Source organism: Amycolatopsis sp. NPDC004079 (genome assembly GCF_040610415.1).
Lineage (GTDB): Bacteria > Actinomycetota > Actinomycetes > Mycobacteriales > Pseudonocardiaceae > Amycolatopsis > Amycolatopsis halotolerans.
On sequence record NZ_JBEXMH010000093.1, the window covers coordinates 1 to 26,927 of the forward strand.

The following is a 26,927-nucleotide window of genomic DNA, read 5'->3' on the forward strand; positions in this document are numbered from 1 at the left end:
CGTCCGTGAGGGGAACCCTGAGGGACTCAGAGTCCCTCAGGGTTCCCCTCACGGACCTGAAGACGCGGGGTCACGCAGCCGGGATCAGGGGTAATTCGGGACGTTGACCGGTTTCGTGCCGTCCGGTGTCACGTCGCCGGTGTCGTTCACAACGTGGGTGATCGTGCCGCGGTGGTTCAGCGACACCGTCAGCAGGCTGTGCAGCTTCACTCCGCCGTTCTGCGGCACCTCGAACGCGTGATAGCTCGAAACCGCCGGGTTGGTGTCGAAGAAGCAATAACTGCCCAGACCCCAAGCCTCGTGCGACGTCACGTCCGGGCCGACCTTGTACGCGGCGTACCCGGCGGTGCCCGGCGCGGAATTCCACGAACCCTGATCCGGGACGTCGTAAGGCATTTCGTTCTGGAAGAAGATCGTCTTCCCGTTCTGGCCGTTCCACACGACCTGGAACTTCTGGTAATGCTCCACGAACAGCCCGGTCGCGGTCACGTTGTCGCCGTTGACGAGCACGCCGGTGTCCGCCGTGTTCGTGGTCCAGCCGACGGTGCCGCTGTTGCCGTGGTCGGCACGCCACGCCCAGACGTGGTCGACGATCGTGTCGTCGCTGTTCACGACCAGGCTGTTGGTCGCCTTGCCCGCCAGATCGCCGCCGACGCGGAAGAACACGTCCTGCAGCGAGGTCGGATTCGCCGCGTGGCTCGTGTGCTTCCCGCTTTCGCCCACGGTCAGCAGGGACTGCGAGTTCTGCGTGCCCGCGTCGAAGAGCAGGCCCTTCACCCGTACACCGTCCACATCGGACACGTGCATCGCGTCGACGCCGTTGTCCGGGATCAGCGTCGGGTAGCCGATGCCGAGCACGGTCGTGCCCGGGCGGGTCACGTTCAGCGTCTGGTCGAGGTGGTAGGCGCCGGGGGTGAAGAACAGGTTGCAGCCGGAGTCGAGGGAGCTGTTGATGCTCTCCGCGGTGTCGCCGGGTTTGACGACGCGGAACTGGCTCATCGGGACGGAATCGCCGGGCGTGCCGCCGTTCGCCCAGCTCGGCCCGGACGCGTTCGTGCGCGGGGACGGCAGGAAAACGCGGTAGTTGCCGCCGTCGTCCACGTACAGGTACGGCACGTCGCGCGACACCGGCGTGGTGTCGAGCGTCGTTTCCGGCGGGTTCGGGAACGAGTTGGCCGGCGCGCCGGTGGTCCCGGAGAAGACCATGTTCCACACGCCGCCGTCCCAGCTGCCCAGCGCCGAATCCCGCGTGTACCACTGCTGCTGCGAAACCGACGCGGCCTGGCCGGACACGCGGGTGTCGGCGACGTAGCCGCCGCTCGCGTAGCCGTAGCTGGCCGGGAACAGCTGCAACCCGCCCTTGATGTCCATCCGGCGGAACGGCGCGGCCTGCGACACCGCCCAGCGGTCGCTGCCGCTGGAAGGCGTGACGGCCATGTTCTCCGCGGAGCGCCAGAAGTTCTGCAGCGCCGAGCCCTGGTCGGATCCGTTGAAGGCGTCCACAGTGATGTCGCCGTTGATCTGGACGTCGTCCGGATTCTGGCCGAGCCCGGCGACCGAGGTGTAGAAGCCGACGTTGTCGTGCACCGCGTACGTGCCCGGCTTGAACAGGTGCGCGACGCGGCCCGAGCCGAACTGCGCGGTCTGCGTGTCCTTCTGCGCCTCGAAGTCCTTGTCCAGCTGGGCCTGGATCGTCGCGGAGGGCATTCCCGGGTCGAAAACGTGCACGTTCGGCCCGAAGTCCGGCTGGTCCGGCTGGCCGCCGCAGCCCGCCTGGCCGGACGCTGGGGCCGCGGCGGCCGGGACAGCCAGCCCGGCCGCGGCCAGCAAGGCCAGCATCGCGACTGCCGGGCCCCGGGATCGACGAGGTCGGGGTGGTCGATAAGTCCGGTTCACGTCGGGGACACCTCCGCGGTAGGGGATTTACCCACCAGTTTGTGGTCGGCCACAACAAATTAAACGCCCGGCCGCGTGGCGCCGGTCACAACTCGGTCACGGTTGTCTGGACCACTGGCGCGATTCCGGCTATCGGAATCTCGTTCACGTCCGGGTGACGCAGCCAGCCCCGTCCCGCGTCGTGCCTCAAGATGACCTTGGACCTGCCGCCGTGAAGATCGGAGTCTCGGTGACCCGGACAGCAACGGACAAGCCCTGGCGGCTCGCTTTCACCGCCGCCGCGTCGGTTTTGGCGATGGCGTGCGGCGTCGCGACCGCCGGACCGGCCGCCGCCGCGGACTACTCGAAGGCCGGCGAGAATGTTGCCGGTTCACAAATTGTGCGCCACGAGGGCGTCCGGACCGGGAGCCCTCGGCTCGATCCGGCGGCCGGGCAGACCCTCGGCCACGACGTGAGCGGGCACCAGGGCGCGGTCGACTGGGGCCAGGCCGCCGGAGCGGGCGCCCGGTTCGCCTACGTCAAGGCGACCGAGGGCACCGGATTCGTGAGCCCGCAGTTCGACCAGCAGTACAACGGCGCGCACGACGCGGGCCTCATCCGCGGCGCGTACCACTTCGCCCGCCCGGACGTCTCCAGCGGCGCACAGCAAGCCGACTACTTCATCGCCCACGGCGGTGCATGGCGCGGCGGCGGCTCGACGCTGCCGGGCGCGCTCGACATCGAGTACAACCCGTACGGCGACGCCTGCTACGGCAAGAGCCAGGCCGACATGACCGCGTGGATCGCCGACTTCACCCAGCGCTACCTGGCGAAACAGCGCCGCAGCGCGATCATCTACACCTCGACGTCCTGGTGGAAGCTCTGCACCGGCAACGCCGGCGGGTTCGGCGACACCAACCCGCTGTGGCTCGCCCGGTACGCCCCGGAGATCGGCGAACTCCCGGCGGGCTGGGACAAGCAGAGCATCTGGCAGTTCTCGCGCACCGGCAGCCTGCCCGGCGACCAGAACTACTACAACGGGCCGATGAACCGCGTCGAGGCGCTCGCCAGGGGAGGCGGTTCGTCGGCGTGATCGCCGGAAAAGCCGTACCGGAGGGGGTCCGGCCGTAGTTGGATCACCGGGTGACTTTCGCGATCGGTCTCTTCGACCTCTTCACCTATGCGATCCCCGGCGCGCTGCACCTGGCGTTCCTGGCCTATCTCGCCGGACGGCTGCACTGGCTCGACCTCGCCGCCGTCTCGCGCGGGCCGGGCGTGGTGCTGGTGATCGGGATCGTGGTGGCGAGCTACCTGCTCGGGTACCTGGCGTATCCGATGGGAACGCGGGCGTCGCGGTGGCTGCCGCGACGACGGAAGCGGAACGCGCGGGAGGAGTTCCTGCGCCGGAACCCGGCCGCGCGCGGGCGCGTCTTCGTCGAGGCGGACTCGTTTCTGCTGCTGTCGGCCCTGCAACTGCACGACGCCGACGCGGCGATGGAAGCGACTCGACTGCGCACCGCCGGGCTGATGCTGCGCAATTCCAGCCCGGCGATGGCGTTCGGGTTCGTGGCGTCGGTGGTCGAGCTGATCGTCGGGCAGCATCCGGTGTTCGCGGCCTGCGCGGCGGTGCTGTTCGCGGGCGCGTTCCCGGCGTTGGTCGCGCAAGGCCGGTTGATGTCGCATTGGGCGAGTGTGAAGACGCTGGAACTCAGCTTTTGGGTGCCGGAGGTGGAGGAGACGCTGGCGGCCAGGCAGAAGACGGAGTGACCTGGATGCGTTCGACGAGTGCGGGATCGTCGAAGACGGTCACCCCCGCGATGCCGTCCCGCCGGACGTCGAGCACCGCTACGCCGAACGGTTTCCCGTGCCAGCGGACGACCGCCGCGGGCTGACCGTTGACTACCGCCCGGTCCATCCGCCAATCACCGGGACTGCCCACCGCTGCGGCGAACACCTGAGAACAGTCGCCCATGCCCTTGAACCACGTGCGGCTCGGCAGGAGTTCCAGTGTGGCGTCCGCGCGAAGCACGTTCGTCAGGCCGGAGACGTCCGCGCTTTCGAACGCGGTGACGTACGCGTCGAGCAGCCGCCGCGCCTGCGGGGAGCTGGGCTCGACGACGTCCTCGGGACCGGACTCGACTTCCGCCAGCCGGGCGCGTGCCCGTTGCAGGCTGCTTTTGACCGCGGCGACGGACATGTCCATCATCTCGGCGACCTCGGCGGCGGGGAATGCCAGCACCTCGCGCAGCAGCAACACGGCCCGTTGAGCGGGAGGGAGCGTCTGCATCGCGGCGATCAACGCCAGCCGCAGGTCCGCGCGGTCGCCGGGAAACGGCTCGATCCACGTCTCCGGCGGCAGCACGTCCGGTCGCGTGTCGTCGGCGGCGATGCCTGAGGGCAGGGCTCGCCGCCCGCGGTCCCGGGCGGCGTTGAGGCACACGTTGGTCGCGATGCGGTGCAGCCAGGTGCGCACCGAGGACCGCTCCTCGAAGCCGTCCCAGGCGCGCCAGCCGCGCAGGTAGGTCTCCTGGACCGCGTCCTCGGCCTCGTGCCACGACCCGAGCAGCCGGTAGGCGTGCGCCAGCAGCTCTGAGCGCAGTGGGGCCGCCGCCCGTTCGAAATCCGTCACCGGACCAGTGTCGACCGCAGCCACGATCCCGCCTCCTGAACCGCCTCGTCGGCCACGGTGGTGGTCCCGGCGGCCATCTGGAACGTGTGGACCTGGCCGGGGAATTCGTCGATGCGGACCTCGACACCGGCCTCCCGCATCCGCCGGGCGAGTTCCCTGCTGTCGTCCAGCAGGGATTCTTCGGTACCGACCTGAAGATACGTCGGCGGCAGCCCGCGCAGGTCCGCGTGGAGGGGCGAGGCGAGCGGGTCACGCGGGTCTTTTCCGGCCAGGTAACCGGCCGCGAGGCCGCGGACTAGCTCTCGGGTGAAGAACGGGTCGCTGCCGGTGTCGTAGGTGGCGCCGTTGGCTTCGAGGTCGGTCCATGCCGACAGCAGCAGCAAAGACGCGGGCATCGGCAGGTTCTCGGCACGGGCGCGTGCGGCGAGGCCTACTGCCAGCATCGCCCCGCAGGAGTCGCCAGCGATGGCGATCGGCCCGGATTCGTTGCTACGCAACCATCGGTAGGCCGCCGTGACGGTGTCGAGCTGGCTGGGGAACACGTGCTCGGGCGTGAGTCCGTACTCGACGGCGAACGTGGTTACTCCGGCGGTTTTCGCCACATGGCCGAACGTCCGGCGATGGGTGTCAGCGGATCCGCCCACGAAACCGCCGCCGTGGATCGCCAGGATCGCTGGACCCGCCATGGCGTTCGGCGGACGGAGCCATAGTCCGGCCGGTGTCTCGACTGCTTCGACCGCGATGTCTTTCGGCTCGGTGGCGAGCGTTTCCCAGGCCGGGGTTTGCGCACCGCGCGCCCGTGCTTCCCAGAGTGTCCGGTTGGGGTCTCGCGTTGTTGTGGTCATGACGGATAGACCCCGGTCGGGGCGAAAAGGAATCGGTCAGCCGCGGGCGGGTTCGTGCCACCTCAGGCTCGCGCCGAGCGCTGCGGTCAGGCGGGTGATCGTCTGGCGGGTGGTTTCGTCGTTGATGTGGTCGGGGAGCCAGGCGCAGGCGAGGTAGGCCCCCGCGAGGTCAGCGGTGGCGCGGGCGGCGGCGAGGCATTCCTCGATCTGCGCCAAGGAAGGACCGGGGCCGGACGGGAAGCGTGCGTCGGACAGGTCGGTGCTGTCGATGATGTCGATGTCGAGGTGGACGTAGACGGGCACCGGGCCGAGTCGGGCGAGGGCGGCGGTGATCGCGGCGGGGTCGGCGGGGATGCGGTGGATCTGGCTGGCGGCAAGGGAATCGCGCTCGGCGGGGTCGAGGTCGCGGGCGTCGGCGAGCACGACGTTGGTGTCGGGGACGGGGTGCAGGCCGAGTATGTCGTCGAACAGGTCGGGGGTCCGGCCGGTCAGCATGGACAGGGCCATCCCGCCGAGGTAGCCGCTGGTGGAGATGGCGGGGGTGTTGAAGTCGCCGTGGGCGTCCAGCCACAGCACGGCCAGGTCGCGGTGGCGCTGCTGCAGCGCGGCTACGGCGGCGCGGCTGGTGGGACAGTCGCCGGAGAGGACCAGGGGGCGGGCGGCATGGGCCACGGTGTCGGTTGTTGCCCGGTGAAGGAGGCTCATCCGGGAGGGGACGGGGCCGGAAGGCAGGACCGGGGGAACGACCTGGGTCGCGGTGGCGGGGATCGGGAAGTCCGGAATGTGCTGGTCGAGGTGCCAGGGCGTGATGATCAGGTCCCAGGTGCTGTCAGCCACGAGGTGTCTCGCTTTCGGTGCGGTGGGCGAGCAGGTCGAGCAGCCGTCGGAGTTCGGCGGCGCCGGCTCGCAGGTGCGCGGTGAGTTCGGTTCTGGCTTGTTTCGGGGTGCCGTGGAGCGCGTCCAGCAGTTGGCGGTGGTCGTCTTCGGTGCGGCCGAGTTCGCGGCGGGAGCGCTCGGCCAGGGCCAGGGCGAGGCGCTGTTCCTGCTGGAGTTGCGCGTGGAAGCGGGACAGGCGGGGGCTTCGGGTGGCCGTGACCAGAGTGGCGTGGAAGAGCCGGTCGCCGTCGAGCGCGGCGGCCGTGTCGCCGTGGTCGAAAGCGTGCTCTATCTGGTCGACCAGGTCGGCGAGCTGCTGGTAGATGCCCGGATCGCGGTGTTCGGTGAGGGCGTCGGCCGCGGTCAGTTCGACGGCGGTGCGGGCTGCGTAGATGTCGACGACGTCAGGACCGGTGACGTCCGCGACGATGATGCCGCGGTTCATCTGGTGGCGGACGAGGCCTTCGCTTTCGAGGGTCCGCGCGGCCTCGCGGAGGGTGCTGCGGGAGACGCCGAGTTCGGCGGCGAGGGCGGTCTCGCGCAACGGGGTGCCGGGAGGCAGTCGGCCGGACAGGATGGCCTGCCGGACGGCGTCGGCGGCTTGCTCGGCGGTGCTCTGCCGCTGGATGCTCGCGCCGAGGCCGGTGATCGGATTCGTCGAACTCATCAGTCCCCCTGACCTTCCCGCCAGTGAGAACTAGATTGCCAGATTGTCCGACAATATGGCAAGCCGTTGTGAGGCGCGCTGGGTTTGGCGCACTTGATGGAGGAGCGGACCGGATGAGGCGTTCCTTGCCCGGCTGCGCGAAATCGTTGACCGGTAAGGGGTCAGGCGTGATTCAGCTCGGCCGATGCGCCAGAAGCCCAAAGAACGCGGCAAAGGGCGAGTGGCGGACTGCCGCCGCGACCGAATGTGCGGCGGCAGTCCACAAAGGACTCTCTCAGCGACCCCGGAACCGCGCGGTCAGTGCGGCGATCGGCGACCGCCGTCCTCGCAACGGAACCTGTCCGGAGGTGATGTCCGCGAGAAGGGTCGCCACGGTTTCCCCGGCGCACGTCCGGTTCGCACCGATCCCGCCCGACGGGCCGCGCTTGATCCAGCCCACCACGTAGGCGCCGGTCCGGCCCTCGACTCGGCCCGCGGTGTTCGGGATCGTCCCGGCCGCCTCGTCGAACGGCAGACCCGGCACCGGACGTCCCCGGTAGCCGACGGCGCGCACGACTTGACCGGCAGCGATCTCGACCGGTCCGGAAGGGCCGTCGACGCGCAATCCGCGTACCTGGCGGTCGCCGGTGATCTCCACTGGAGCCGAGTGGAAGCGCAGCACGATCCGACGGGGGCCGTCTGCGGGAGGGGCGGTCCAGTCGACCGTCTCGCGGTCCAAACCCTGCAGCAGCGCGGCTTTTCCGGTGCCAGCGTCGATCGCCGCAGCGGTGCGCGGGTCTTCGGTGTCGACGACGAGCGGCACGTTCGCGCGCTGCGCCAACGCGATCAGCTCGGGGGAGGTGTAGGCGGCGTCTTCCGGGCCGCGCCGCGCGAGCAGCACTACCTCGCGGACCTTGCTGGAGCGCAGGCGTTCCAGGGCGTGCGGGGCGATGGTCGTGCCGTCGAGGTCGTCGGGGTCGGCGGTGAGGATCCGGGCCACGTCGAGGGCGACGTTGCCGGTGCCGATCAGCACCACTCGCTCCGCGGAGAGGTCGACGGCGTGCGCGGGGACGTCCGGGTGGCCGTTGTACCAGGCGACGACCGTCGTCGCGGCGAGGCTGCCGGGGAGGTCTTCGCCGGAAATCCCGAGGGTGCGCGCGGAAGAAGCACCGACGGCGTAGATCACGGCGTCGTGGCGCTCGGCCAACTCGTCCACAGTCACGTGGCGGCCGACCTCGACGCCGAGCTTCAGCTTCAGCCGGGGGTGGTTGTGGAACCGCGAGAAAGCCTCGCCGATCCGCTTCGTGTCCGGGTGGTCCGGGGCGACGCCGAAGCGCACCAGGCCGCCCGCGACCGGCAGGCGGTCGATCAGCGTGACGCGGGCGTTGGTGTGCAGCAACAGGTCTTCCACCGCGTACATCCCGGCCGGGCCGGTGCCGACGACGGCCACGTCCGCGGGCTCGAGGTCGCTCGGGATCTCGCGGTCGAACGTCGGCGGGCCCCAGCGGTGGAAGTTCGGCGCGGGGTTCGCGGCGACCGGCGGGCGGTCGGCGTAGAAGTCCGCGTTGATCCCCGCGTACACCTTCATCGAGTCGGTCAGCAGGTCCACCGGGAAGATCGCGTCGACCGGGCACGCGTCGGCGCAGGCGCCGCAGTCGATGCACGTCTCCGGGTCGACGTAGAGCATCTCGGTGGTCCCGAAGTCCGGCTCGTCCGGCGTCGGGTGGATGCAGTTGACCGGGCAGACCGACACGCACGTCGCGTCGTTGCAACAGGTCTGGGTGATCGCGAAGGCCATGTCAGATCAGATTCGCCCGCTTGTAGAACACCAGCGCCGGCTTCGTCAGCAGCCCGCACGAGCCGAGGAACTCCATCAGCCCGGCACAGCTCGACCGCATCATCGACTTGTGGTGCTCGTTGGCCTTCGCCTCGCGCAGCGCGCGCTCGGAGTCCAGCCCGGCGTTCTTGTACACGTCGCGGTTGACCATGCTGCTGACGATGAAGTACGACGCGATCGCGATGACCAGCGCGTTGACCTGGCGGCGCACGGCTCCCGCGCCCTCAAGCTGCTCGCGCGTCTCCTCGCGGGCGAACTTCATGTGCCGCGACTCTTCGACGACGTGGATGTTGTTGATCGTCCGCACGAACGGGACCACGCGCTCGTCGCGCATCCAGTCGCGCTGCATCACGTCGAGCACTTCTTCGGCGACCAGGATCGCCGCGTACGCCGCTTCGCCGCCGGCGACCGCCTTGAAGACGCGGCCCAGTTCGACGGCGAGCTTGCGCGGCCGGTACGGGGGAGCGCCGAGCTTCTGCGCGCCGCGGGCGAACATGATCGAGTGGCGGCATTCGTCGGCGATCTCGGTGAGCGCCCACTGGAACGCCGGGTCGGTCGGGTCCTTGGCGTAGAAATCGCGCAGCACCATCTGCTGCAGGATCATCTCGAACCAGATCCCGGTGCTCGCGACCGACGCCGCCTCCTGGCGCGTCAGCTCCTTCTGCTGCTCCGGGGTCATCTCGGCCCAGTAGCTCGTGCCGTAGAGCGTGCTCCACTCCGGGCTCGCCCCGTGGAAGTCCTTGTCCAGCGGGGTTTCCCAGTCGACCTCGGTGGCCGGGTCGTACGACAGGGTCGCGGAGGAGTCGAGCAGCCGCTGCGCGGTCTCGTGCCGGCCGGACGGGGCCGCTTCCGGTGCTCGCCGCACGTCTGCGCTGGTCATTCGGTCCTCCCTGAGCGACATTGATTAGGCGTTACCGCGATTCACTGTTACCTAAGGTAACACCTATCTGGCCGTATCGCGAGAGGTACCGGCGAACCGCGTGTCGTCCGTTCGGGCAGTCGGGCCGGGAAGGGGCCGCTGACCTGGCAAGATGAGTCCCGAATGTCTTCCTGACCTCGGAGGAACCGCCGTCGTGACGCAACCGCCGCAGCCGTATCCCGGCACCGGTCCGCAGCAGTACTCGCCGTTGCCGCCTGCTTACGGCGGGCAGTCCGCTTACAGCGGTCAGTTCCCGGCGCAGCCGCCGCCTCCGGCGCCGCCGACCGCGTATTTCGGTGCCACCGCGGTCGCCGCGGCGACTTTGGCCTCGGTCATCGGCCTGGTGGCCACGATCGGCTTCGTCGTGGCTGTCATCCGGATGATCGGCAATCCGTCCTCGAGCAGGCTGCTGTCCAACGGGATCGTCGGCGCCGCGGACCTGGCGATCGCGGCGCTGACGGTCGCCGGCGCGATCGGCCTGTTCAAGCGTTCTCCGGCGGGCCGGGTCTGCGTGCTCGTCGGCGGCGGCCTGGCGGTGCTGGACATCGTCGTCTTCATGATCGTCGGGCTCGGTTCCAGTTTCGTCCGGAAGAGCGCGCCGCCGACCCTGCAGATGACCTTCCCGAGCGGGTTCCTGTGGCTGATCGTCCCGGTCGCTGCGCTCGTGCTGGCGGCGCATCGGGCGACCGGCGCGTGGCTGCTGCCGAAAACCCCGCCGGCGCCGTACCACCCCGGCTGGTGACGGACCGGGAAGAAATCCTCCGCACCCCGCGGCTGCGGCTGACCACCTGGCTGCCTTCGGACCTGGACGATCTCGCTGCGCTGCATGCCGACGCCGAGGTTATGCGGCACATGACGACCGGTCCGCAGACCCGCGCGGCTACTCGCGAAAGGCTGGAGACGTTCATCGCCGAACACCGTCGGCGGGGCTGGTCGAAGTGGCGCGTCGAAGGCGCGTCGGGATTTCTCGGCCGTGCTGGGTTCGGCCTCGCGCACGGCAGCGGACACCGGGAAGTCGGCTATCTGCTGGTCCGAGCGGCATGGGGCTCGGGACTTGCTACGGAGCTGACGCAGGCGCTGCGGCAGTGGCACGACGACCACCCGGAACCCGCTCTCGTGCCAGAGCTGCGGGCGTATGTGCTGCCCGGCAACGAAGCGAGTTGCCGGGTGCTCGAGAAAGCGGGCTTCCGGGCGGTCGGAGAAGAGGACGGCCAGCTCGTGTTCGCGTCAGGCCGTCCCTGACCGGCGCAGGCGGGGCAACACCGCCAGCCACAGCAAAACGGTCGCGATTCCGTACGCCACCGTCATCGTCAGGCTCATCGACAACGGCGTAGTCCCGCCCAGCGACACCAGCGGCGCGACAATCGGGCCGATCGCGAACGACGCCGTCCCGAGCAGTGCCGCCGCGGTTCCGGCTCGCCGGCCGTGGTTGGCGAGGGCTAGCGCGTTGCCGTTCGCCTGCGTCGTTCCGCCCGCGAGCATCAGCAGTGCCAACGGGATCAGCAACGCCGCCAATCCGGCGCCGAACAACACCGCGCCCAGCATGGTCAGCGCTGCCGCCGCGGTGAAGGTCGTGCCCAGCACGTACATCCGGACCGGCCCGACACGGCGCACCGCCGCGCGGTTGACCTGCGCGCCGAGCACCGACATCACCGCGTTCGCCGCGAAACACGCGCTGAACAGCTGCGGCGACAACGAGAATCCGTCTTGCAGGACGAAACTGATCGACGCCAGGTAGGTGAAGAACGCCGCTCCGCCGCAGGTGCTCACGAGCAGGAAACCCAGGAACAGCGGGTCTTTCAGCAGGATCCGGAACTCGCCGCTGCCCTTGCGCGGATGTCGTGCCTCGGGTGGCAGGCTTTCCGGCAGCGCGGTCGCGGCGACGATCAGCAGCGCCGCTCCGATCCCGGCCAAGACGCCGAAGATGCCGCGCCATCCGATGATCGCCGCCAGTTGGCCGCCGATCACCGGAGCGACGATCGGGGCGAGTGCGCCGACGGTGGTCAGCAAGGCCAGCAGCCGCACCAGTTCGACGCCCTCGGCGAGGTCTCGGGCTACGGCCAGCGACAGCACGATTCCGGCCGAACCGCACAGTCCTTGGAGGAATCGCGCCGCGAGCAGCACCTCGATCGACGGTGCGAAGGCGCACACTACGGACAGAACCGTGAAAAGCCCGATTCCGGCCAGCAGCGGACGCCGCCTGCCGAACCGGTCGCTCAGCGGGCCGACGACGAGCTGGCCGAAGGCGAGTCCGAGCATGCAGACCGACATGGTCGCCTGCGCGAGACTCTGCCCGGCTCGGAGGTCGTCGGCGAGCTGGGGGAGCGCTGGAAGGTAGAGGTCCATGGAGATCGGGCCGAAGACCTCCAGCAGCCCCAGCACGACCGCCATCCGGAGCGCGCCTGGGCGGTTCTTCGGCACCACCGGCTCGACCAGGCTCGCTTCGGTCTGGAGACGCTTCATCCGGCACGCAGGATCCGGCGCAGCCACGAAAGCCGGGTCGCGACCGCGGATCGGGAGACCTCGGCGTCGGGGGAGAACCCGGCGAACCCGTGGTACCCGCCCGCCCAGATGTGCAGTTCCGCCTGTCCGCCGGTCGCCCAGATCCGCAGGGCGTACTCGGTCGTCTCGTCCCGGAAGATCTCCGCGGCGCCGACGTCCAGGTACGCGGGCGGCAGGCCGGACAGATCGGCCATCCGCGCCGGGACCGCGTACGGCGACGCCGCGTCGGTGCCCCGTGCCGGGCCGAGCAGGGCGTCCCAGCCGGTGTCGTTGTTGTTGCGGTCCCAGGCGCCGATGCCGTTGTACTGCTGGGTCGAGACCGATTCGTTGCGGTCGTCGAGCATCGGGCACGCCAGCAGCTGTCCGGCGATGGCCGGGCCGTTGCGGTCGCGGGCCAGCAGTGAGACACCGGCCGCGAGACCGCCGCCCGCGCTGGCGCCGGTGACGACGATCCGCGACGGGTCGATGCCGAGTTCGTCCGCGTGCTCGACTGTCCACAAGAGACCGGCGTAGCAGTCCTCGACGGCGGCAGGAGCCGGGTTTTCCGGAGCCAGCCGGTATTCCACCGAAATGCCGACCGCGCCGAACCGCAGCACGTCGTCGATCAGGCCGTCGAGGCCGAAGAACCGGTTGCCCAGCACCATTCCGCCGCCGTGGATGCTGTACAGCGCGGGCGCGTCGGCGACTCCCGAGGCGGGGCGGACGACCGTGAGCACGATGTCCGGAGCGCTCTCGGGACCGGGGACGGTGTGCTCGGTCAACTCGACGGGACGGTCGCCGACCATCTGCTCGACCGGCGGGATGATCGTCGCGAAATGCGCGCGGTTGGCGAGGATCGTGTCCGCGCGCAGCGGGATCCGCTCGACCAGGTCGAGGAACGCGGCGAGCCCGGGTTCCAGTTCCGGGTCGTAGGGCACCGGCGGGACGCTCATTTCCCCGCCTTCCCGAGGATCCGGCGCAGCCACGAGTTCCGCGTTTCGAGCGCGGCCTTGCTGATCGGCCAGTCCGGGACGTACATGTCGAACCCGTGGAAGGCGCCCGCCCACACGTGCAGTTCGGCCTGGCCGCCGGTCGCCCAGATCCGCAGCGCGTACTCGGTGTCCTCGTCGCGGAACGGCTCCGCGCTGCCGACCTCGATGAACGCCGGAGGCAGACCGGACAGATCGGTCGCGCGCGCCGGGGCGGCGTAGGGGGAGACGTCGTCGGTGCCTACCGCGTCGCCGAGCAGCGACTGCCAGCCCGCGAGGTTCGACTCCCGGGTCCAGGTGCCGAGACCGGGGTACTGCCGGCTCGCGATCGTCGTGTTGCGGTCGTCGATCATCGGGCACAGGAGCAGTTGTCCCGCGATCGCCGGGCCTTTCCGGTCGCGGGCGAGCAGCGAGACCGCCGCGGCGAGTCCGCCGCCCGCGCTGCCGCCCATCACCACGACGCGCGACGGGTCGACGCCCAGTTCGTCGGCGTGCTCGACTGTCCACACCAGACCGGCGTAGCAGTCCTCGACCGGCGCGGGGTGCGGGTGTTCGGGCGCGAGCCGGTATTCGACGTTCACCGCGACGACGTTCAGTTCCAGCACCAGGGCCAGCAGGCGGCCGACGTCCATGTTGCGGTGGCCGACCATCATGCCGCCGCCGTGGATGTTGTAGAGCACCGGCAGCGCGCCGTCGCTCTCGTGCGGGGACAGGATGGTGATTTCCAGGTCCGGCGCGCCTTCCGGACCGGGAATGGTCTGCTCGACGACGGTGACCGGCGCGTCGCCGACCGCTTCGGCGGCGGGCGGGAACATCTCGGCCATCGCGCGGCGCAGGCCGGGGATCGTCTCTCGCGTGAACGGCGGCGCGTCGGCCGGGACGATCTCGGCGAGCGCGGGCTCGATCTCCGGGTCGAACGGGACGGGGGGATGGGTCAAGGCAGCCTCCTCGGCGAGGACGGGTCGGGGGTGAGCGGGCCTGCCGGGAGCAAGGGCAGGCGGCGAGCGGGAATCGCGGACCGCTGCGGCGGCATGGGTGCCGGGAGGTCCCCGGCACCCATGCGCCCCAGCCAGGCGATCCGGTTCAGTGGTGTGCGCGGAGTTCCGGGCATCGCCACCGGCCAGGGTTGGCCAGTGGCTCAGGGGCCTTCGGGATCGACGGCGTCGCGGTCGGCCCAGAACGGCTCCACCAGCGCGCGAATCTGCTCGGCCCCGACCTTCTCGACCAGCTCGACCGCCGCGAGGTTGTCCTCCAGCTGTTCCATCCGGGTCGCGCCGAAGAGCGTCGTGACGTTCGCCGGATGCGTCAGCGTGAACGCGACCGCGAGCCGGGCCGCGCTCGTGCCGAGTTCCTCCGCGGCCTTCACGACCTTGGCCGCGTCGCGGGTGATCCGCTTGCGGACGTCGCCGGGGTCGCGGCCGATCTCGCGGGTCAGGTTGGTGCGCCCGGCGAGGATGCCGCCTTCGAGGACGTCGGAGGCCTGCATGACGAAACCGTCGGCGAAGAGCCGGGAGAACGGTTCGCCGTCCGGAATGGACCGGCGGCCGATGCTGTACTTCAGCTGCGCGATCTGCGGACCCGGCACCTGCAGCGCTTCGGCGATTTCGCGCAGCCGCGCGATGTTCCCGGCCGACCAGTTGTTGACGCCCCACGCCCGGATCAGCCCGGAGCGAGTGAGCCCGGCGAGGTCCTCGACCAGGTCCTCCAGCGCGACGTCGTCGCGGCGCAGGTCGCCGAGGATCACCAGATCCGCGACGTCGAAACCGCCGCGCAGGAACGCGTTTTCCAGCTGGGGGCGGAATCCCTGGTCGCCGAAGCCTTCGATCCACAGCTTCGCCGAGACCAGGTAGTCCTCGCGCGGGATGCGGGCGGCGCGGACGATCGCGCTCCACAAGACGTCGGTGAAGACCGGCGGGTGGCCGGGCATGCCGTAGACGCCGACGTCGAACAGGTTCACGCCGGCCTCGACCGCGGCGCGGATCATCGCGACCGAATCGGCGAAGTCCATCCGGTCGTAGGTGTGCCACGACCCGAGCGAGAGCAGCGAAACGTCCAAACCGGACGTGCCGACCTTGCGGCGGGGCAGGGGCGAGGATGCGGACACGAGACCTCCTTGGCTCGTAAGGGATTGACTCGTCAGGAAAGCTCAGGGGAGACGCGGGTCGACGACGGCTTTCGTCTCGTCCAGCCGGTGCATGGCCTCGATCCGCTCGCTCGCGCCGGAGAGCCCGACCGGGCTGCCGAACAGCCGGTCCCACGGCATCCGGGAGGCGAACGAACCGAAGAACTCGATCGCGTGGTGGTAATCGGCGATGTCGCCGTTGAGCGAACCGACGACGGTCAGCTCCTTGCCCATCACCGTGCCGAGCGGGACCGGCGTCGGCTCCGGCCCGGTGCTGCCGACGATCACGACCCGGCCGCGCTGCGCCGCCATCGCGACCGCCTCGCGACCGATCGACGGCGCACCCGCGAAGTCCAGCACGAGGTCGCCGCCGTGGCCGCCGGTCAGTTCGGTGACGCGCTCGACGATCGCGTCCGAACCCCCGGCGACATCGACCACGTCGTCGGCGCCGAACTCCTTCGCCAGCTCCAGCCGCGACGCGGGAGCGCCGACGGTGATGACGCTGCCCGCCCCGCTGAGGTGCGCGACCGCGGTCGCGAACAGGCCCAGCGCGCCGGATCCCTGCACCACCACGCGAGATCCGGGCCGGACGCCGCCGACCCGGTCGAACGCGCGCAGCACGGTTTTCGCCGCGCATCCGGCCATCGCGGCCCACGTGTCGGGCACTTCGGCGGGCAGCAGGAGCTTCGCCGCGCCCGGGACGACGTAGGCGTATTCGCACAATCCGGCGGTCGCGAACGGTGCGACGTCCGAGCGCTGCAGGAATCCGTAACCGCGCCGCGAACACGCCACCGGTTCGCGCAGCACCGTGCAGCCGTAGCACTCGCCGCAGGTCGACTCCGACCAGCCGATCCGGGACCCGACCGTGACCTCGCGGCCGAGCGCGTCGCGGGTGTCCGGTCCGGCGGCCACGACCTCGCCGACCATTTCGTGGCCGAGCACCATGGGCAGCATGCCGGGAAAACTCATCTTCCCGGACCAGATCTCCACGTCCGTGCCGCACAGCGTCGCGCACGAGACGCGGACCAGCGCCGCGCCGGCTTCGAGCTCGGCGGGCAGCGGGAGTTCGGTCAGCTCCAGCGGCGCGCCGTGCTCGGTCAGCACCGCGGCGCGGGTGGAAGTCGGGACGGTCATGGGAAACCTTTCCGGGGGCTGGCGGGCCCGGGAGGGCCGTGTGATGGGTTAGTCTACGGACGTCGACAAAAATGTCGAGTCCCCGAATCCCTCCAGGAGCGCCTGTGCCGACCTCAGTTGCGGATCTCGTCTTGCGGGCAGCAGCGGTGCACACCATGGCCGGTGCCGCGCCCGCGACCGCGCTGGCCGTGCGGGACGGACGCGTGCTGCGTGCCGGAACCGACGCGGACGTGCGGGAGCTGATCGGACCCGGCACTCAGGTGCTCGACCTCGGCGGCCGCGCGGTCCTGCCGGGCATCAACGACGCGCACCTGCACGGAGCCTGGCTCGGCGCGCTGTGGCCGGACACCCTGTTCGCCGACGACGGCGCGCCCGGGCCCGGTCCGGAAAAACCGCTGCGCACCGCCGCCGAACGCCGGGCGGCCATCCTCCGCGCGGGCGAAATCCTTGCCGTGCTAGGCATAACGAGCTACACCGAACCCGGCCTCGGCCCGGGGGAGGACAACGGGCACATCGGCGCGTTTGGCATGTCCGTCGTCGAGCAATACCGCGAACTGGCCGCCGAAGGACTGCTGCGGGCGAGGGTGACCGCGCTCTGGCTGTACGGCGAACTCGACGGCCCGAGCACGTTCGACAACTTCCGCGCCGGACTGGCCACAGTGGACGGACCGGGCCCGGACCCGCGCCGGCTGAACTTCCGCGGGGTCAAGATCTTCGCCGACGGCATCCCGCCGATGCGCTCGGCCTACACCCACCACTGCTACGCCGACGGCAGCCACGCCCACCTGCTGGTCGGCGGCGCGGACGATCCGGAGCGCGAGGAGAACTTCACCCGGATGGTCCGCACCGCGCACGAGGCCGGACTGCAGGTCGGCGTGCACGCGACCGGCGACCGGGCGATCGAGTTGATGCTGGACGCCGTCGAGCGGGCCAGGGGAGAGCGCGACGTCGATCTCGGCCACTACGTCATCCACGGCGACCTGGTGAACGCGGCGCAGCTGAAGCGGATGGCCCGGCTGGGGGTCGGGCTGTCCGCACAGGCCGGGATCGCGGTGCGGACCGCCGGAGTCGTCGACGCGGCGCTGGGGGCGGGCAGTTCGGACGCCGCGTGGCCCTTGCAGGAGGCGCTGGACGCCGGGATCCCGCTGTGCCTGACGTCCGACGCGCCGGTGCTGCCGCCGGACTGGCGCAAGGAAATCGCTGCCGCGGACCAGTGGATGGGCCCGGCCGAGGACGTGCGGCAGCGGATGGAAACCCTGCTCCGTTGCTACACCGTCCACCCCGCTCAGCAGGACGGCGCCGCGTCGTGGAAGGGCACGCTCGCCCCGGGGATGGCGGCTGACCTGTGCGTGCTGTCCGCGGATCCGTTCGCGGTGACCCCCGCCGAGCTGCCCGAGGTCGAGGTCGACCTGACTGTCCTGGATGGACAGATCGTGTTCGAGCGCACGCCCGGAATGATCGCCTAACGTCCGTGAAGGGCTCCTTGGGGGAATCAGATTCCCTCGAGGGGCCCTTCACGGACGGCTGGCTCAGGTGAGCAGCTGGCCGCCGTCCACCGGGAGGCTGGTGCCGGTGATGTGGGCGGCGGCGGGGCTCGCCAGGAACACCACCGCCGCGGCGACGTCCTCGACCGCGGCCATCCGGCCGTCCGGAATCCGCGCCACCCACGCGTCGTGCGCGGGCGATCCCGGCGGCATCGCGGCGGCGAGCATCGGCGTCGCGACCGGGCCGGGGGCGACCGCGTTCACCCGGATCTTGTGCTCCGCCAGCTCGATCGCGGCCCAGCGGGTCAGCGCGTCGACCGCGGCCTTGCTGCTTTCGTAACCGCCCATGCCGGGCGTAGGCTGCCGCCCGCCGATCGAGGACAGGTTCACCACGACGCCCGGCTCGCCGCGCTCGACCATCCGGCGGGCAATCAGCTGCGTCATCAGGAACGTGCCGTGCACGTTGGTCGAAAGAATGCGCAGCAGGTCCGCGCCGGGCAGGTCCAGCAACCGCCCGTGGACGCTGAGGAGGCCGGCGTTGTTGACGAGGACGTCGACCGGACCGACCTCGTCGAGCGCCGCGGAGATCGCGGCCTCGTCGGTGATGTCGAGCCGGATTCCGCGCCCGCCAACCGGTTTGGCGGCTTCTTCGGCGCCGTCGAGGTCGGCGAGCACCACGGAATCGCCGGCTTGGGCGAAGGCGGCGCCGATCGCGCGGCCGATGCCGCCGGCACCTCCGGTGATCAGCACGGTACGGGCAGCGGGCATCGTCGTTTCCTTTCGCCGGGAGCGGGGTACGCGGGCTTATAGTATACAAGCGTAGAAAATAAATCCCTTGAATCGCAGGAGGAATCGTGGCGACGGATCGACCTGGACTGGGCCCGGCGTTCCCGCGCGTGCCGGCGTTGTCGCTCGGCTCGTGGAACACCTGGGACCGGATGGAGTTCGGCGACGCGGTGGCGCTGATCGCCCGCGCGGCCGAACTCGGGCACGCCTTCTTCGACGTCGCGCACTACGACATGGGCCCGCACGCCGAGGGCTCCACGACTGATCAGATCTTCGGCCGCGCGGTCCGCGAAGCCGGGCTCGCCCGCGAAGATTGGCTCTACTGCGGGAAACTCTGGCTCTGGGACTACCCGAACGTCGGCTTCGCGCAGCAGATGAACACCTCGCTCGAACGCGTCGGCGTCGAGTCGGCGGATCTGGTCGTGGTCGGCGACTACTTCGGCGAAGTCGACCTCGAGCGAGTCGTCGCGGACGTCGCCGAACAGATCGAAGCTGGCCGGTTCCGCGCGTGGGGCGTGAACAATTGGCGCATTGACGATCTGCGCAAAGCTTTTGCCATTGCGCGCAAACGTGGTTTGGAGCCGCCGGTTTTCGCTCAGCTCAAGTACGGGCTCGCGCGCCGGTCGATGGCCGAGGGCGAGTACTACGCGCCACTGTTCGCTTCCGGAGAGCTGACCTTGCAGGCGTCGGACATTTTCGAAGGCGGGCTGCTCGTCGGGAATTTGAAGCCGAGTCGCAAGATCGGCGCGGACGTCGGCGGCATCCGGGAGAAGATCGCCGACGCCTGGCCGGCTGTGCAAAAGATCGCCGCCGAGCTCGACGCGTCGCCCGCGCAGCTGGGAATTGCCTTCTGCCTGGCCAATCCTGCGACCGCGAACGTCCTCGTGGGCGTATCGCGGCAGGCGCAGCTGGAGGACAATGCGGGGGCACTCGACTTGCTGGAACGCGTCGGCGCGGACCGGATCCGCGAGCTGACCAAGGAACTGTGGCTCGATCGCGAGGTCGCTGCCGACGGAACCTGGTGAAGGGGCTGGTGTTTTTTGTCGACGTGCGTAGACTAAAGCTTCCCGGGGTGCCCGGAGAGGCACCCCCGACGCCGTGAGGAGCCGCCACATGACGAAACCAGCGCCGGACCGCATCGTCGACATCGCCATCGGGTACATGGGCGCGAAGCAGTTGTTCGCCGCCTCGCGGATCGGTCTGTTCCGCGCGCTCGCCGACGGTCCGCGAACGGCGCCGGAACTCGCCGTCGCCACTGGCACCGGCGAGCAGCTGACCCGGATCCTGGCCGACGCGATGAACGCGCGCGGTCTGCTGGAGCGAACCGACGGCCGCTACTCGCTGGCCGAGGACGCGCAGGAGTACCTGGGAGGGAACGGCGCCACGGATCTGGCGCCGTTCCTGACCTTCCTCAACGAAATCAGCTACGGACACTGGCTCCAGTTCGACACCACTGTGGACAGTGGCAAACCGGGCGACCTCCAGATGGACGAGGGCCGCTGGGCGACGTTCATGGCGGGCGTGATGCGCTACAACTCGCTGCACGCGTCGATGCTCGCGCGCGCATTCGATTTCTCGCCCTACCGTTCGATGCTCGATCTGGGCGGATTGTCTCCGGAATTCGCGATCGGCGCGTTGCGGGCGAATCCCGCACTGACCGCTCGCTTCGTTTTCGGACCCGAGTCCACGCAGGGGATCACCGATGCGGTGAATGCGGCCGGGTACGCGGATCGCATCAGCATCGACCCCGCGCCGACCGAATCCGCGGAACCGGGCGGCGAGCACGATCTGGTGATGGTGAACCACGTGGTGCACCGGTTCACCGCTGAACAGAACCGGAAAATCCTGGCCAACGCCCGTGCCGCCGCCGGGGACGGCGCGACGTTGCTGCTGCTGGACTTCTTCCTCGACGACGACGAACGGCAGCGCCCGATCGACGCGCTGCACGCGGGGGAGTACTTCGTGATCGACGGAACCGTCGTCTATCCGGAGGCGGAAGTCCGCGAATGGCTGGACGGTGCAGGATGGCGCGTATGCGATGTCCTCGCACTGCCTGCAAGTCCGCGCGTTCTGGTCGCCGACGCCGTCTGAAAACGGCGGAAGGGCCGGGAGATAACAAACGTATCCGGCCCGTTGATTTTTTAGCCGACAATCGTAGACTATCCCGCACCACGGCGAGCCGGGCCGCACTCGACGGCCCGCCGTTCCCGGCGGGGCGCCGAGCGATCCCGCCGGCGGTCCAGCACCCTGAGAGAGGGACTCAATGACGAGGACAAGGACAGCGGCGTTGTTCGCGGCGGCCGCCGCGGCGCTGCTCGCGATCGCCGGATGCACCGGCTCGGGCGCCGCCGGGGCGGGCGCGGGCACCGACGAGCTGAAGGCGGGCGTGTTCCTCGACGTGACGTCGTGGGACCCGGCCAACGCCGACATCGGTTTCGACGGCCCGTACCTGTCCGCGGTCTACGACCCGCTGGTCGCCTTGGACAAGGACGCCAAGCCGATCCCCGCGCTCGCGAAGTCGTGGGACTGGTCGGCCGACCGGCTGAGCCTCACGATGCACCTGCGCGACGACGTCGCGTTCGACGACGGCCAGAAGTTCGACTCCGCCGCGGCGGTGGAGAACCTCAACCACCTCAAGTCCGGCACCCGTTCCGGGCAGGCCTACATCGACGTGAAGAGCGTCGAGGCGAAAGACGCGTCGACGGTCGTGCTCCATCTGTCCGAACGCGACGACGCGCTGCTGTACTTCATGGGTCTCGGCCGCAGCTGGATGGCCTCGCCCAAGGCGATCAAGGCCAACTCGCTCGCCAACGGCCCCGACGGCTCCGGCCCGTACACCTTCGACAAGGGCTCCTCGCAGCCGCAGTCGCAGTACGTGTTCAAGAAGCGCGCGAAGCACTGGGACAGCGCGACCTACCCGTTCCCGACGGTGCGGCTGTTCCCGATCACCGACCAGGCGGCCAGCTTCAACGCGATGCTGTCCGGTCAGCTGAACGTCCAGTTCGCCAACGCGGCGAACCTGCCGAAGGCGCAGCAGAACGGCTGGAACGTCGCGAAGAAGCCGGCGTCGTGGGTCGGCGTGCAGTTCGCGGACCGCACCGGCAGCCAGGTGAAGGCACTCGGCGACCAGCGCGTGCGGCAGGCGATCTCCTACGCCTTCGACGCGGCCGGGATCCTCAAGGCGGTCGGCAACGACGCCGGAACGGTCACCGACCAGCTGTGGCCGAGCGGCAGCCAGGTGTACGACCCGGCGGGCAACGGCAAGTACAAGACTGACCTCGCGAAGGCCAAGCAGCTGCTCGCCGAAGCCGGCTATGCGAACGGGTTCAGCCTGAAGATGCCGATGTCCACGATCTTCCAGGCGTGGCAGCCCGCCGCCGAGCAGACGTTCGGGCAGCTGGGCATCAAGGTCGACTGGCAGAACATGTCGATGCCGGACTACCAGAAGAACGCGCCGACGTACCCGATGTTCCTCGCGGTGATCGCGATGGACGGCAACGACATGGCGACGCTGACCGACCAGGTCACCTCGAAGCAGTGGTACAACCCGAACCCGTCGGTGGACGCCTTCCCGGAGGTGAAGGCGCTCGTGCAGAAGGCGGAGCAGGCCCAGCCCGGCCCGGCCCAGACCGCCGCGCTCAAGGAGCTCAACACGAAGCTCGTGGACCTCGCCTGGTGGAACGTCTGGTACCAGGCCGACAACCTCTACTTCAGCGTCAAGGGCATCACCGTCACGCCGATCACCGGCATGATGTTCCCGACGCTGCGGTTCATCCAGCGCGGCTGACGCGCCCGTCGTCCCGGGGCTCGTCCGTCCATGATGGAGAGACGAGCCCCGGGGAGGAGCCGGAACATGCTCACATTCATCGTCAAACGCCTGGTGTCCGGGATCCTGCTGCTCGTGCTCGTCACGAGCGGCACGTTCTTCCTGGCACACACGGCGGTGGGGGACCCGACCGCCGGGCTGCTCGGCAACAGCGCGACCCCCGCGCAGCAGGCGGCGCTGCGCGCCCAGATCGGGTACGACCGGCCGCTGCTCGCGCAGTTCTGGGACTGGCTGACGCACGCGGCCACCGGCGATTTCGGGACCTCCTGGCGGAATTTCCAGCCGGTCGGCGAACAGATCGCGCTGCGCGTGCCGGTGACGCTGTCGGTCGTGGTCGCCGCGACGCTGCTCGCCGCGATCCTCGGCGTGCTCGTCGGGGTGATCTGCGGCCTGCGTCCCGGCGGCGTGGTCGACCGCGTGCTGAAGCTCGCCTCGGTGGTGCTGTTCGCGCTGCCCGGGTTCTGGGTCAGCCTCGTGCTCGTCACCTGGTTCGCGATCCAGCTGCAGTGGTTCCCCGCGGTCGGCTACGTCTCGCCGGACCAGTCGGTGGTCGGCTGGCTGCGCTCGATCGCGCTGCCATCGATATCGCTGTCGCTCGGCGCGATCGTGATGATCGCCGAACAACTGCGCAACGGTTTCCTCCAGGTCGCCAACCAAGACTTCGTGCGCACGCTGCGGGCGCGCGGCCTGTCGTCGCGCCGCGTCACGACGCACGTGCTGCGGAATGCTTCGCCGTCCGCGCTGACCGTGCTGGCGCTGATGTTCGTCGGCCTGCTCGGCGGCGCGGTGGTCGTGGAGATCGTGTTCAACCTGCCGGGGATCGGCAGCCTGACGCAGTCGGCGTCGCAGATCGGGGACATCCCGGTGCTGCTCGGCCTGACCGCGGTGACCGTCGTGTTCGTCGTGATCGTCAACTTCCTGCTCGACCTCGTGCTCGGGTGGGTCAACCCGAAGGTGCGCGACCGATGACCGCTGCCCCGTTCCCCGCCACGCTCGCCCCGGTGAAGCGGATTTCCCTGCTGCGCCGGTACTTCCGCCGTCCGGTCGGCATCGTCGCGCTGGTCGTGTTCGCGATCGTCGTGCTGGCCGCGGTGTTCGCGCCGTGGCTGGCCCCGTACGACCCGAACCACGTCGACTTCGCGCTGACCCACGCCGAACCCGGCAACGGGCACCTGCTCGGCGGCGACTCCGCCGGCCGCGACATCTTCAGCCGCCTGCTCTACGGCGCGCGGACCACGCTGTACGGCGGGCTGATCACCTGCGTGACCGGGATCGTGCTCGGCGTCCCGACCGGCGTGGTCGCCGGGTACTTCGGCGGCGCGACCGACCGGATCTGCTCGTGGATCAGCGACGCGCTGCAGTCCGTACCCGGGATGATCGTGCTGCTGGTCGTCGCGGCCGGCACCGGCCAGGACTTCACCGTGCTGATGATCGCGCTCGGCGTGTTCCTCGCGCCCGGCTACTACCGGATCACCCGCGCCCGTGCGTTGACGGTGCGCCGGGAGCCGTACATCGACGCGGCGCGCGTGGCCGGTGTCGGCACGCTGCGGATCCTGCGCACGCACCTGCTGCGCGCGGTGTACGCGCCGATCATCGTGCAGACCGCGCTCACCGCCGGGCTCGCCATCGGCATGCAGGCCGGTCTGCAGTTCCTCGGCATCGGCTCGGCGTCGACGCCCAGCTGGGGCCAGACGATGAACGACGGCTTCCTGAACATGCTGACCTACCCGCTGATCCTGCTGTGGCCGTCGATCGCGCTGGGCGTCACCATCGCCGCGCTCGCGTTCATCGGCTCGACGCTCGCCGACCTGGTCAGCGTCCGCGCCGAACAGCCGACGCGGCGCGGCCGGGCTCGAGTGCGGGAAGCGCTCGCGGCTCCTTCGCCGGATGCGTTGGACGGCGGCGCGGCTTCGGGCGCGCACGAGCACGCGGCGGCGGATTGCGCGCTGCGGATCGAGAACCTGCGGGTCGGCTACGCGACGGACAAGGGCGTCAAGGAGGTCGTGCGCGGGGTGTCGCTGGACGCGGCTCCCGGCGAGGTGCTCGGGATCGTCGGCGAATCCGGGTCCGGCAAGACGCAGACGGTGTTCTCGGTGCTCGACCTCCTGCCCGCGGGCGGGACCGCGGTCGCGGACGGGATCTGGGTCGGCGGGCGCGAGGTCGGCAAAGCGGCGGAGCGGGCGAAACTGCTCGGCCGCGAGATCGGGTACGTGCCGCAGGAGCCGATGACCAACCTCGACCCGTGCTATCTGATCGGGCACCAGCTCGTCGAGCCGCTGCGCCGCGTGCACGGGCTGGACAAGGCCGCGGCGAAGGAACGGGCGCGCGAGGTGCTGCTGCAGGTCGGCCTCACCGACCCGGACCGCGTGATGGCGAGCTACCCGCACCAGATTTCCGGCGGCATGGCGCAGCGCGTGCTGATCGCCGGCGCGGTGGCCGGGCGGCCGTCGCTGCTGGTCGCCGACGAGCCGACGACCGCGCTGGACGTGACGGTGCAGGCCGAGGTGCTGGAACTGCTGCGCGAACTGCAGGCCGAGTACGGGATGGCGCTGGTGATCGTGACGCACAACTTCGGCGTCGTCGCGGACATCTGCGACCGCGTCGTGGTGATGAAGGACGGCCGGATCGTGGAAACCGGTCCGGTGGAACGGATCTTCCGCGCGCCCGAGGACCCCTACACCGCCGAGCTGATCAGCGCGTCGCTGGACGACACCGAAGGACGGGAAGAGTTGGACGAAGCCTGGGAACGGCGCGGCCTCGCCCACGCGACCGGAGAGGAGGCCGGACGATGACCGCTCCGCTGCTCGCGATCGAGGACCTCGTGGTCGACTACCGGCTCAGCCGCCGGGTGCGATTCCGGGCGCTGAAAGGGATTTCGCTGGATGTGAAGCCGGGCGAATGCGTCGGGCTGGTCGGCGAGAGCGGGTCGGGGAAGTCCACTTTGGGCAAAGCCGTCCTGGGGCTGGCCGCGCCGGAGTCCGGTCGGATCACCTTCGACGGCGAGGACATCACGCACGCGCGCGGTGCGGTGCGGCGTCGGCTGGCCAGCGACATCCAGGTGGTGTTCCAGGATCCGTACGGTTCGCTGGACCCGACCATGACGGTCGGCGAAGTGCTTGCCGAGCCGCTGGTGGTGGCCGGGACTTCGCGCGCGGACGCCCGGACAGTTGTTGCGGACATGCTCGACCGGGTGCGGCTGCCCGCTGACGCGGTGCACCGGTATCCGGGGGAGTTCTCCGGCGGACAGCGGCAGCGGATCGCGATCGCACGGGCGCTGGTCCGGCGGCCGCGGCTGATCGTCTGCGACGAGCCGGTGAGTGCGCTCGACCTGACCACGCAGGCGACGATCCTCGAGCTGTTCCTGGAACTGCAGCGCGAGACCGGGGTGTCCTACCTGTTCGTCTCGCACGACCTCGGTGTGGTGCATCGGATCTGTCATCGGGTTTCGGTGCTGTACCAGGGAGAGATCGTGGAATCCGGTCCGACGGCGGTGGTCACGCGGGCACCGGAGCATCCCTACACGCAGCGGTTGCTGCTGGCCGCCCCGGTGGCGGATCCGGCCCGGCAGGCGGAGAGACGGGCCGCTCGGCTGGGGCTGGGATAGGCCCTGCTTCCGCAGGCCGCCTCGAGTGCCGGCGGCTGGTTCTCGGTGCCCGCTTTTCCGGGCTCACCGCTCCCGCGTGCGGTCGAGCAGGGTCACATCCGTCGCGGGAGAATACGGGTTAGAGTCTGTAACCATGCCGAAGGTCATCGATCACGATCAGCGACGACGGGAAATCGTCGAGGTCGCCAAAAAGCTGATCATCGAAGGCGGGTTCGAGGCGGCGACGATGCGCAGCATCGTCACCGCGGCCGGGTTCGCGAACGGTGCCCTCAAGCACTACTTCCCCAGCAAGGACAGCATCATCGCGGCCACGTTCGAGAGCGTGCTGCAGGAGACCTCGCAGCGGATGTCTGAATTGGACCCTTCATTGGGTCCGGTCGAATCGCTGCGGGGGTTTGTGGAAGCCGCGATTCCGACGGATGCGCACCAGATCGCGTCGGCCCGGGTGTTGCTGGTGTTGTGGGAGCATTCCGTGGCCAATCCGGATCTTGCCCGGCAGTATCGGGATTTGCTCGACAGTTGGCGGGCTGAGCTGACTGTGCGGATCGCTGCCGCCCGGGGGAAAGAGGAGTCTGCTGACGCTCCGGTGATCGGGGTGCTGGCAGATGAGATCATCGCGGTTTCCATCGGGGCCAATGTGACTTCGTTGATGCATCCGGTGGGGAAGGTCGCTGGGCGGTATCGGGCTTATGTGGACGGGTTGATGGCTCGGATCGGGGATTGAGTCCGGTTTCGCTTGCGGCTCGTCGCCTGGCGGCGGCATTGCGCCCTTGGTTGCGTGGGGCACCCCGAAGCTGATTGTGACGACGGCGCGGGGGGGGGGGTTGTGTGGGGGGAAATAATAAGAATAAAAAAAAAAACCCCCCCCGGTGGG

25 protein-coding genes are annotated in these 26,927 nt (G+C 69.7%); 12 read left to right on the forward strand and 13 right to left on the reverse strand.

Annotated elements, in window-relative coordinates; translation table 11 throughout:
• Positions 1 to 84: 84 nt before the first annotated feature.
• Positions 85 to 1,839, reverse strand: a complete 1,755-nt coding sequence (locus ABZX37_RS45070; RefSeq protein ID WP_354750487.1) for a hypothetical protein — start codon at positions 1,837 to 1,839, stop codon at positions 85 to 87.
• Between the two features lie 352 nt (positions 1,840 to 2,191).
• Here ABZX37_RS45070 and ABZX37_RS45075 point away from each other — a divergent pair, with 352 nt between their 5' ends.
• On the forward strand, positions 2,192 to 2,968 hold the full coding sequence (locus ABZX37_RS45075) for a lysozyme (protein ID WP_354750509.1): 777 nt from the start codon (positions 2,192 to 2,194) through the stop codon (positions 2,966 to 2,968).
• 50 nt (positions 2,969 to 3,018) lie between these two features.
• Positions 3,019 to 3,642: a hypothetical protein gene (locus tag ABZX37_RS45080; RefSeq protein ID WP_354750488.1), complete on the forward strand. Its 624-nt coding sequence runs from the start codon at positions 3,019 to 3,021 to the stop codon at positions 3,640 to 3,642.
• Here ABZX37_RS45080 and ABZX37_RS45085 read toward each other — a convergent pair.
• From ABZX37_RS45085 to ABZX37_RS45110, 6 genes are all read right to left on the reverse strand, one after another.
• Positions 3,584 to 4,528, reverse strand: a complete 945-nt coding sequence (locus ABZX37_RS45085) for an RNA polymerase subunit sigma-70 (RefSeq protein ID WP_354750489.1) — start codon at positions 4,526 to 4,528, stop codon at positions 3,584 to 3,586. The two genes, ABZX37_RS45080 and ABZX37_RS45085, sit on opposite strands and share 59 nt — an antisense overlap.
• Positions 4,501 to 5,349: an alpha/beta hydrolase gene (locus ABZX37_RS45090; protein ID WP_354750490.1), complete on the reverse strand. Its 849-nt coding sequence runs from the start codon at positions 5,347 to 5,349 to the stop codon at positions 4,501 to 4,503. The genes ABZX37_RS45085 and ABZX37_RS45090 overlap by 28 nt, the downstream gene beginning before the upstream one ends.
• A gap of 36 nt (positions 5,350 to 5,385) precedes the next feature.
• The gene (locus tag ABZX37_RS45095) at positions 5,386 to 6,186 is read right to left on the reverse strand and encodes an arginase family protein (protein WP_354750491.1); all 801 of its coding nucleotides are present in this window, start codon (positions 6,184 to 6,186) and stop codon (positions 5,386 to 5,388) included.
• Positions 6,179 to 6,892: a GntR family transcriptional regulator gene (locus ABZX37_RS45100; RefSeq protein ID WP_354750492.1), complete on the reverse strand. Its 714-nt coding sequence runs from the start codon at positions 6,890 to 6,892 to the stop codon at positions 6,179 to 6,181. The genes ABZX37_RS45095 and ABZX37_RS45100 overlap by 8 nt, the downstream gene beginning before the upstream one ends.
• Before the next feature lie 274 nt (positions 6,893 to 7,166).
• Positions 7,167 to 8,669: an FAD-dependent oxidoreductase gene (locus ABZX37_RS45105; protein WP_354750493.1), complete on the reverse strand. Its 1,503-nt coding sequence runs from the start codon at positions 8,667 to 8,669 to the stop codon at positions 7,167 to 7,169.
• A gap of 1 nt (position 8,670) precedes the next feature.
• A complete protein-coding gene (locus ABZX37_RS45110; RefSeq protein WP_354750494.1) occupies positions 8,671 to 9,588 on the reverse strand; it encodes a diiron oxygenase in 918 nt (305 codons plus the stop codon).
• Between the two features lie 193 nt (positions 9,589 to 9,781).
• On the opposite strand from ABZX37_RS45110, the gene ABZX37_RS45115 reads away from it, so the two are divergent.
• On the forward strand, positions 9,782 to 10,369 hold the full coding sequence (locus tag ABZX37_RS45115) for a hypothetical protein (protein ID WP_354750495.1): 588 nt from the start codon (positions 9,782 to 9,784) through the stop codon (positions 10,367 to 10,369).
• Positions 10,366 to 10,869: a GNAT family N-acetyltransferase gene (locus ABZX37_RS45120; RefSeq protein ID WP_354750496.1), complete on the forward strand. Its 504-nt coding sequence runs from the start codon at positions 10,366 to 10,368 to the stop codon at positions 10,867 to 10,869. The genes ABZX37_RS45115 and ABZX37_RS45120 overlap by 4 nt, the downstream gene beginning before the upstream one ends.
• On the opposite strand, the gene ABZX37_RS45125 is transcribed toward ABZX37_RS45120, so the two are convergent.
• The 5 genes from ABZX37_RS45125 to ABZX37_RS45145 all read right to left on the reverse strand — a co-directional run bounded on the left by ABZX37_RS45125 (position 10,855) and on the right by ABZX37_RS45145 (position 16,353).
• On the reverse strand, positions 10,855 to 12,090 hold the full coding sequence (locus ABZX37_RS45125; RefSeq protein ID WP_354750497.1) for a multidrug effflux MFS transporter: 1,236 nt from the start codon (positions 12,088 to 12,090) through the stop codon (positions 10,855 to 10,857). The two genes, ABZX37_RS45120 and ABZX37_RS45125, sit on opposite strands and share 15 nt — an antisense overlap.
• Positions 12,087 to 13,061, reverse strand: a complete 975-nt coding sequence (locus ABZX37_RS45130; protein ID WP_354750498.1) for an alpha/beta hydrolase — start codon at positions 13,059 to 13,061, stop codon at positions 12,087 to 12,089. Before ABZX37_RS45130 ends, ABZX37_RS45125 begins: the two co-directional genes overlap by 4 nt.
• Positions 13,058 to 14,035: an alpha/beta hydrolase gene (locus ABZX37_RS45135; RefSeq protein WP_354750499.1), complete on the reverse strand. Its 978-nt coding sequence runs from the start codon at positions 14,033 to 14,035 to the stop codon at positions 13,058 to 13,060. The genes ABZX37_RS45130 and ABZX37_RS45135 overlap by 4 nt, the downstream gene beginning before the upstream one ends.
• Positions 14,036 to 14,235: 200 nt before the next feature.
• Positions 14,236 to 15,201 (reverse strand): aldo/keto reductase, encoded by a 966-nt coding sequence (locus tag ABZX37_RS45140; protein WP_354750500.1) that lies wholly within the window; start codon positions 15,199 to 15,201, stop codon positions 14,236 to 14,238.
• Positions 15,202 to 15,243: 42 nt separating this feature from the next.
• Positions 15,244 to 16,353, reverse strand: a complete 1,110-nt coding sequence (locus tag ABZX37_RS45145) for a zinc-binding dehydrogenase (RefSeq protein ID WP_354750501.1) — start codon at positions 16,351 to 16,353, stop codon at positions 15,244 to 15,246.
• 104 nt (positions 16,354 to 16,457) lie between these two features.
• Between ABZX37_RS45145 and ABZX37_RS45150 the strand changes: the two genes are divergently transcribed.
• The gene (locus tag ABZX37_RS45150; RefSeq protein ID WP_354750502.1) at positions 16,458 to 17,819 is read left to right on the forward strand and encodes an amidohydrolase family protein; all 1,362 of its coding nucleotides are present in this window, start codon (positions 16,458 to 16,460) and stop codon (positions 17,817 to 17,819) included.
• 63 nt (positions 17,820 to 17,882) lie between these two features.
• Here ABZX37_RS45150 and ABZX37_RS45155 read toward each other — a convergent pair whose 3' ends face one another.
• A complete protein-coding gene (locus ABZX37_RS45155) occupies positions 17,883 to 18,605 on the reverse strand; it encodes an SDR family oxidoreductase (protein WP_354750503.1) in 723 nt (240 codons plus the stop codon).
• 86 nt (positions 18,606 to 18,691) lie between these two features.
• Here ABZX37_RS45155 and ABZX37_RS45160 point away from each other — a divergent pair, with 86 nt between their 5' ends.
• The 7 genes from ABZX37_RS45160 (at position 18,692) to ABZX37_RS45190 (ending at position 26,777) form a co-directional block, all read left to right on the forward strand.
• On the forward strand, positions 18,692 to 19,648 hold the full coding sequence (locus ABZX37_RS45160; protein ID WP_354750504.1) for an aldo/keto reductase: 957 nt from the start codon (positions 18,692 to 18,694) through the stop codon (positions 19,646 to 19,648).
• 88 nt (positions 19,649 to 19,736) lie between these two features.
• Positions 19,737 to 20,714, forward strand: coding sequence for a methyltransferase dimerization domain-containing protein (locus ABZX37_RS45165; protein WP_354750505.1), 978 nt, complete (start codon positions 19,737 to 19,739; stop codon positions 20,712 to 20,714).
• A 172-nt stretch (positions 20,715 to 20,886) separates the two neighbouring features.
• Positions 20,887 to 22,410, forward strand: a complete 1,524-nt coding sequence (locus ABZX37_RS45170; protein WP_354750506.1) for an ABC transporter substrate-binding protein — start codon at positions 20,887 to 20,889, stop codon at positions 22,408 to 22,410.
• A 66-nt stretch (positions 22,411 to 22,476) separates the two neighbouring features.
• A complete protein-coding gene (locus ABZX37_RS45175; RefSeq protein ID WP_354750507.1) occupies positions 22,477 to 23,418 on the forward strand; it encodes an ABC transporter permease in 942 nt (313 codons plus the stop codon).
• Positions 23,415 to 25,241 carry a dipeptide/oligopeptide/nickel ABC transporter permease/ATP-binding protein gene (locus ABZX37_RS45180; RefSeq protein ID WP_344274348.1) on the forward strand — a complete coding sequence of 609 codons (1,827 nt, stop codon included), beginning with the start codon at positions 23,415 to 23,417 and terminating at the stop codon, positions 25,239 to 25,241. Before ABZX37_RS45175 ends, ABZX37_RS45180 begins: the two co-directional genes overlap by 4 nt.
• Positions 25,238 to 26,053, forward strand: coding sequence for an ATP-binding cassette domain-containing protein (locus ABZX37_RS45185; RefSeq protein WP_354750508.1), 816 nt, complete (start codon positions 25,238 to 25,240; stop codon positions 26,051 to 26,053). The genes ABZX37_RS45180 and ABZX37_RS45185 overlap by 4 nt, the downstream gene beginning before the upstream one ends.
• Positions 26,054 to 26,186: 133 nt before the next feature.
• Positions 26,187 to 26,777 carry a TetR/AcrR family transcriptional regulator gene (locus ABZX37_RS45190; RefSeq protein WP_344274354.1) on the forward strand — a complete coding sequence of 197 codons (591 nt, stop codon included), beginning with the start codon at positions 26,187 to 26,189 and terminating at the stop codon, positions 26,775 to 26,777.
• Positions 26,778 to 26,927: the final 150 nt, after the last annotated feature.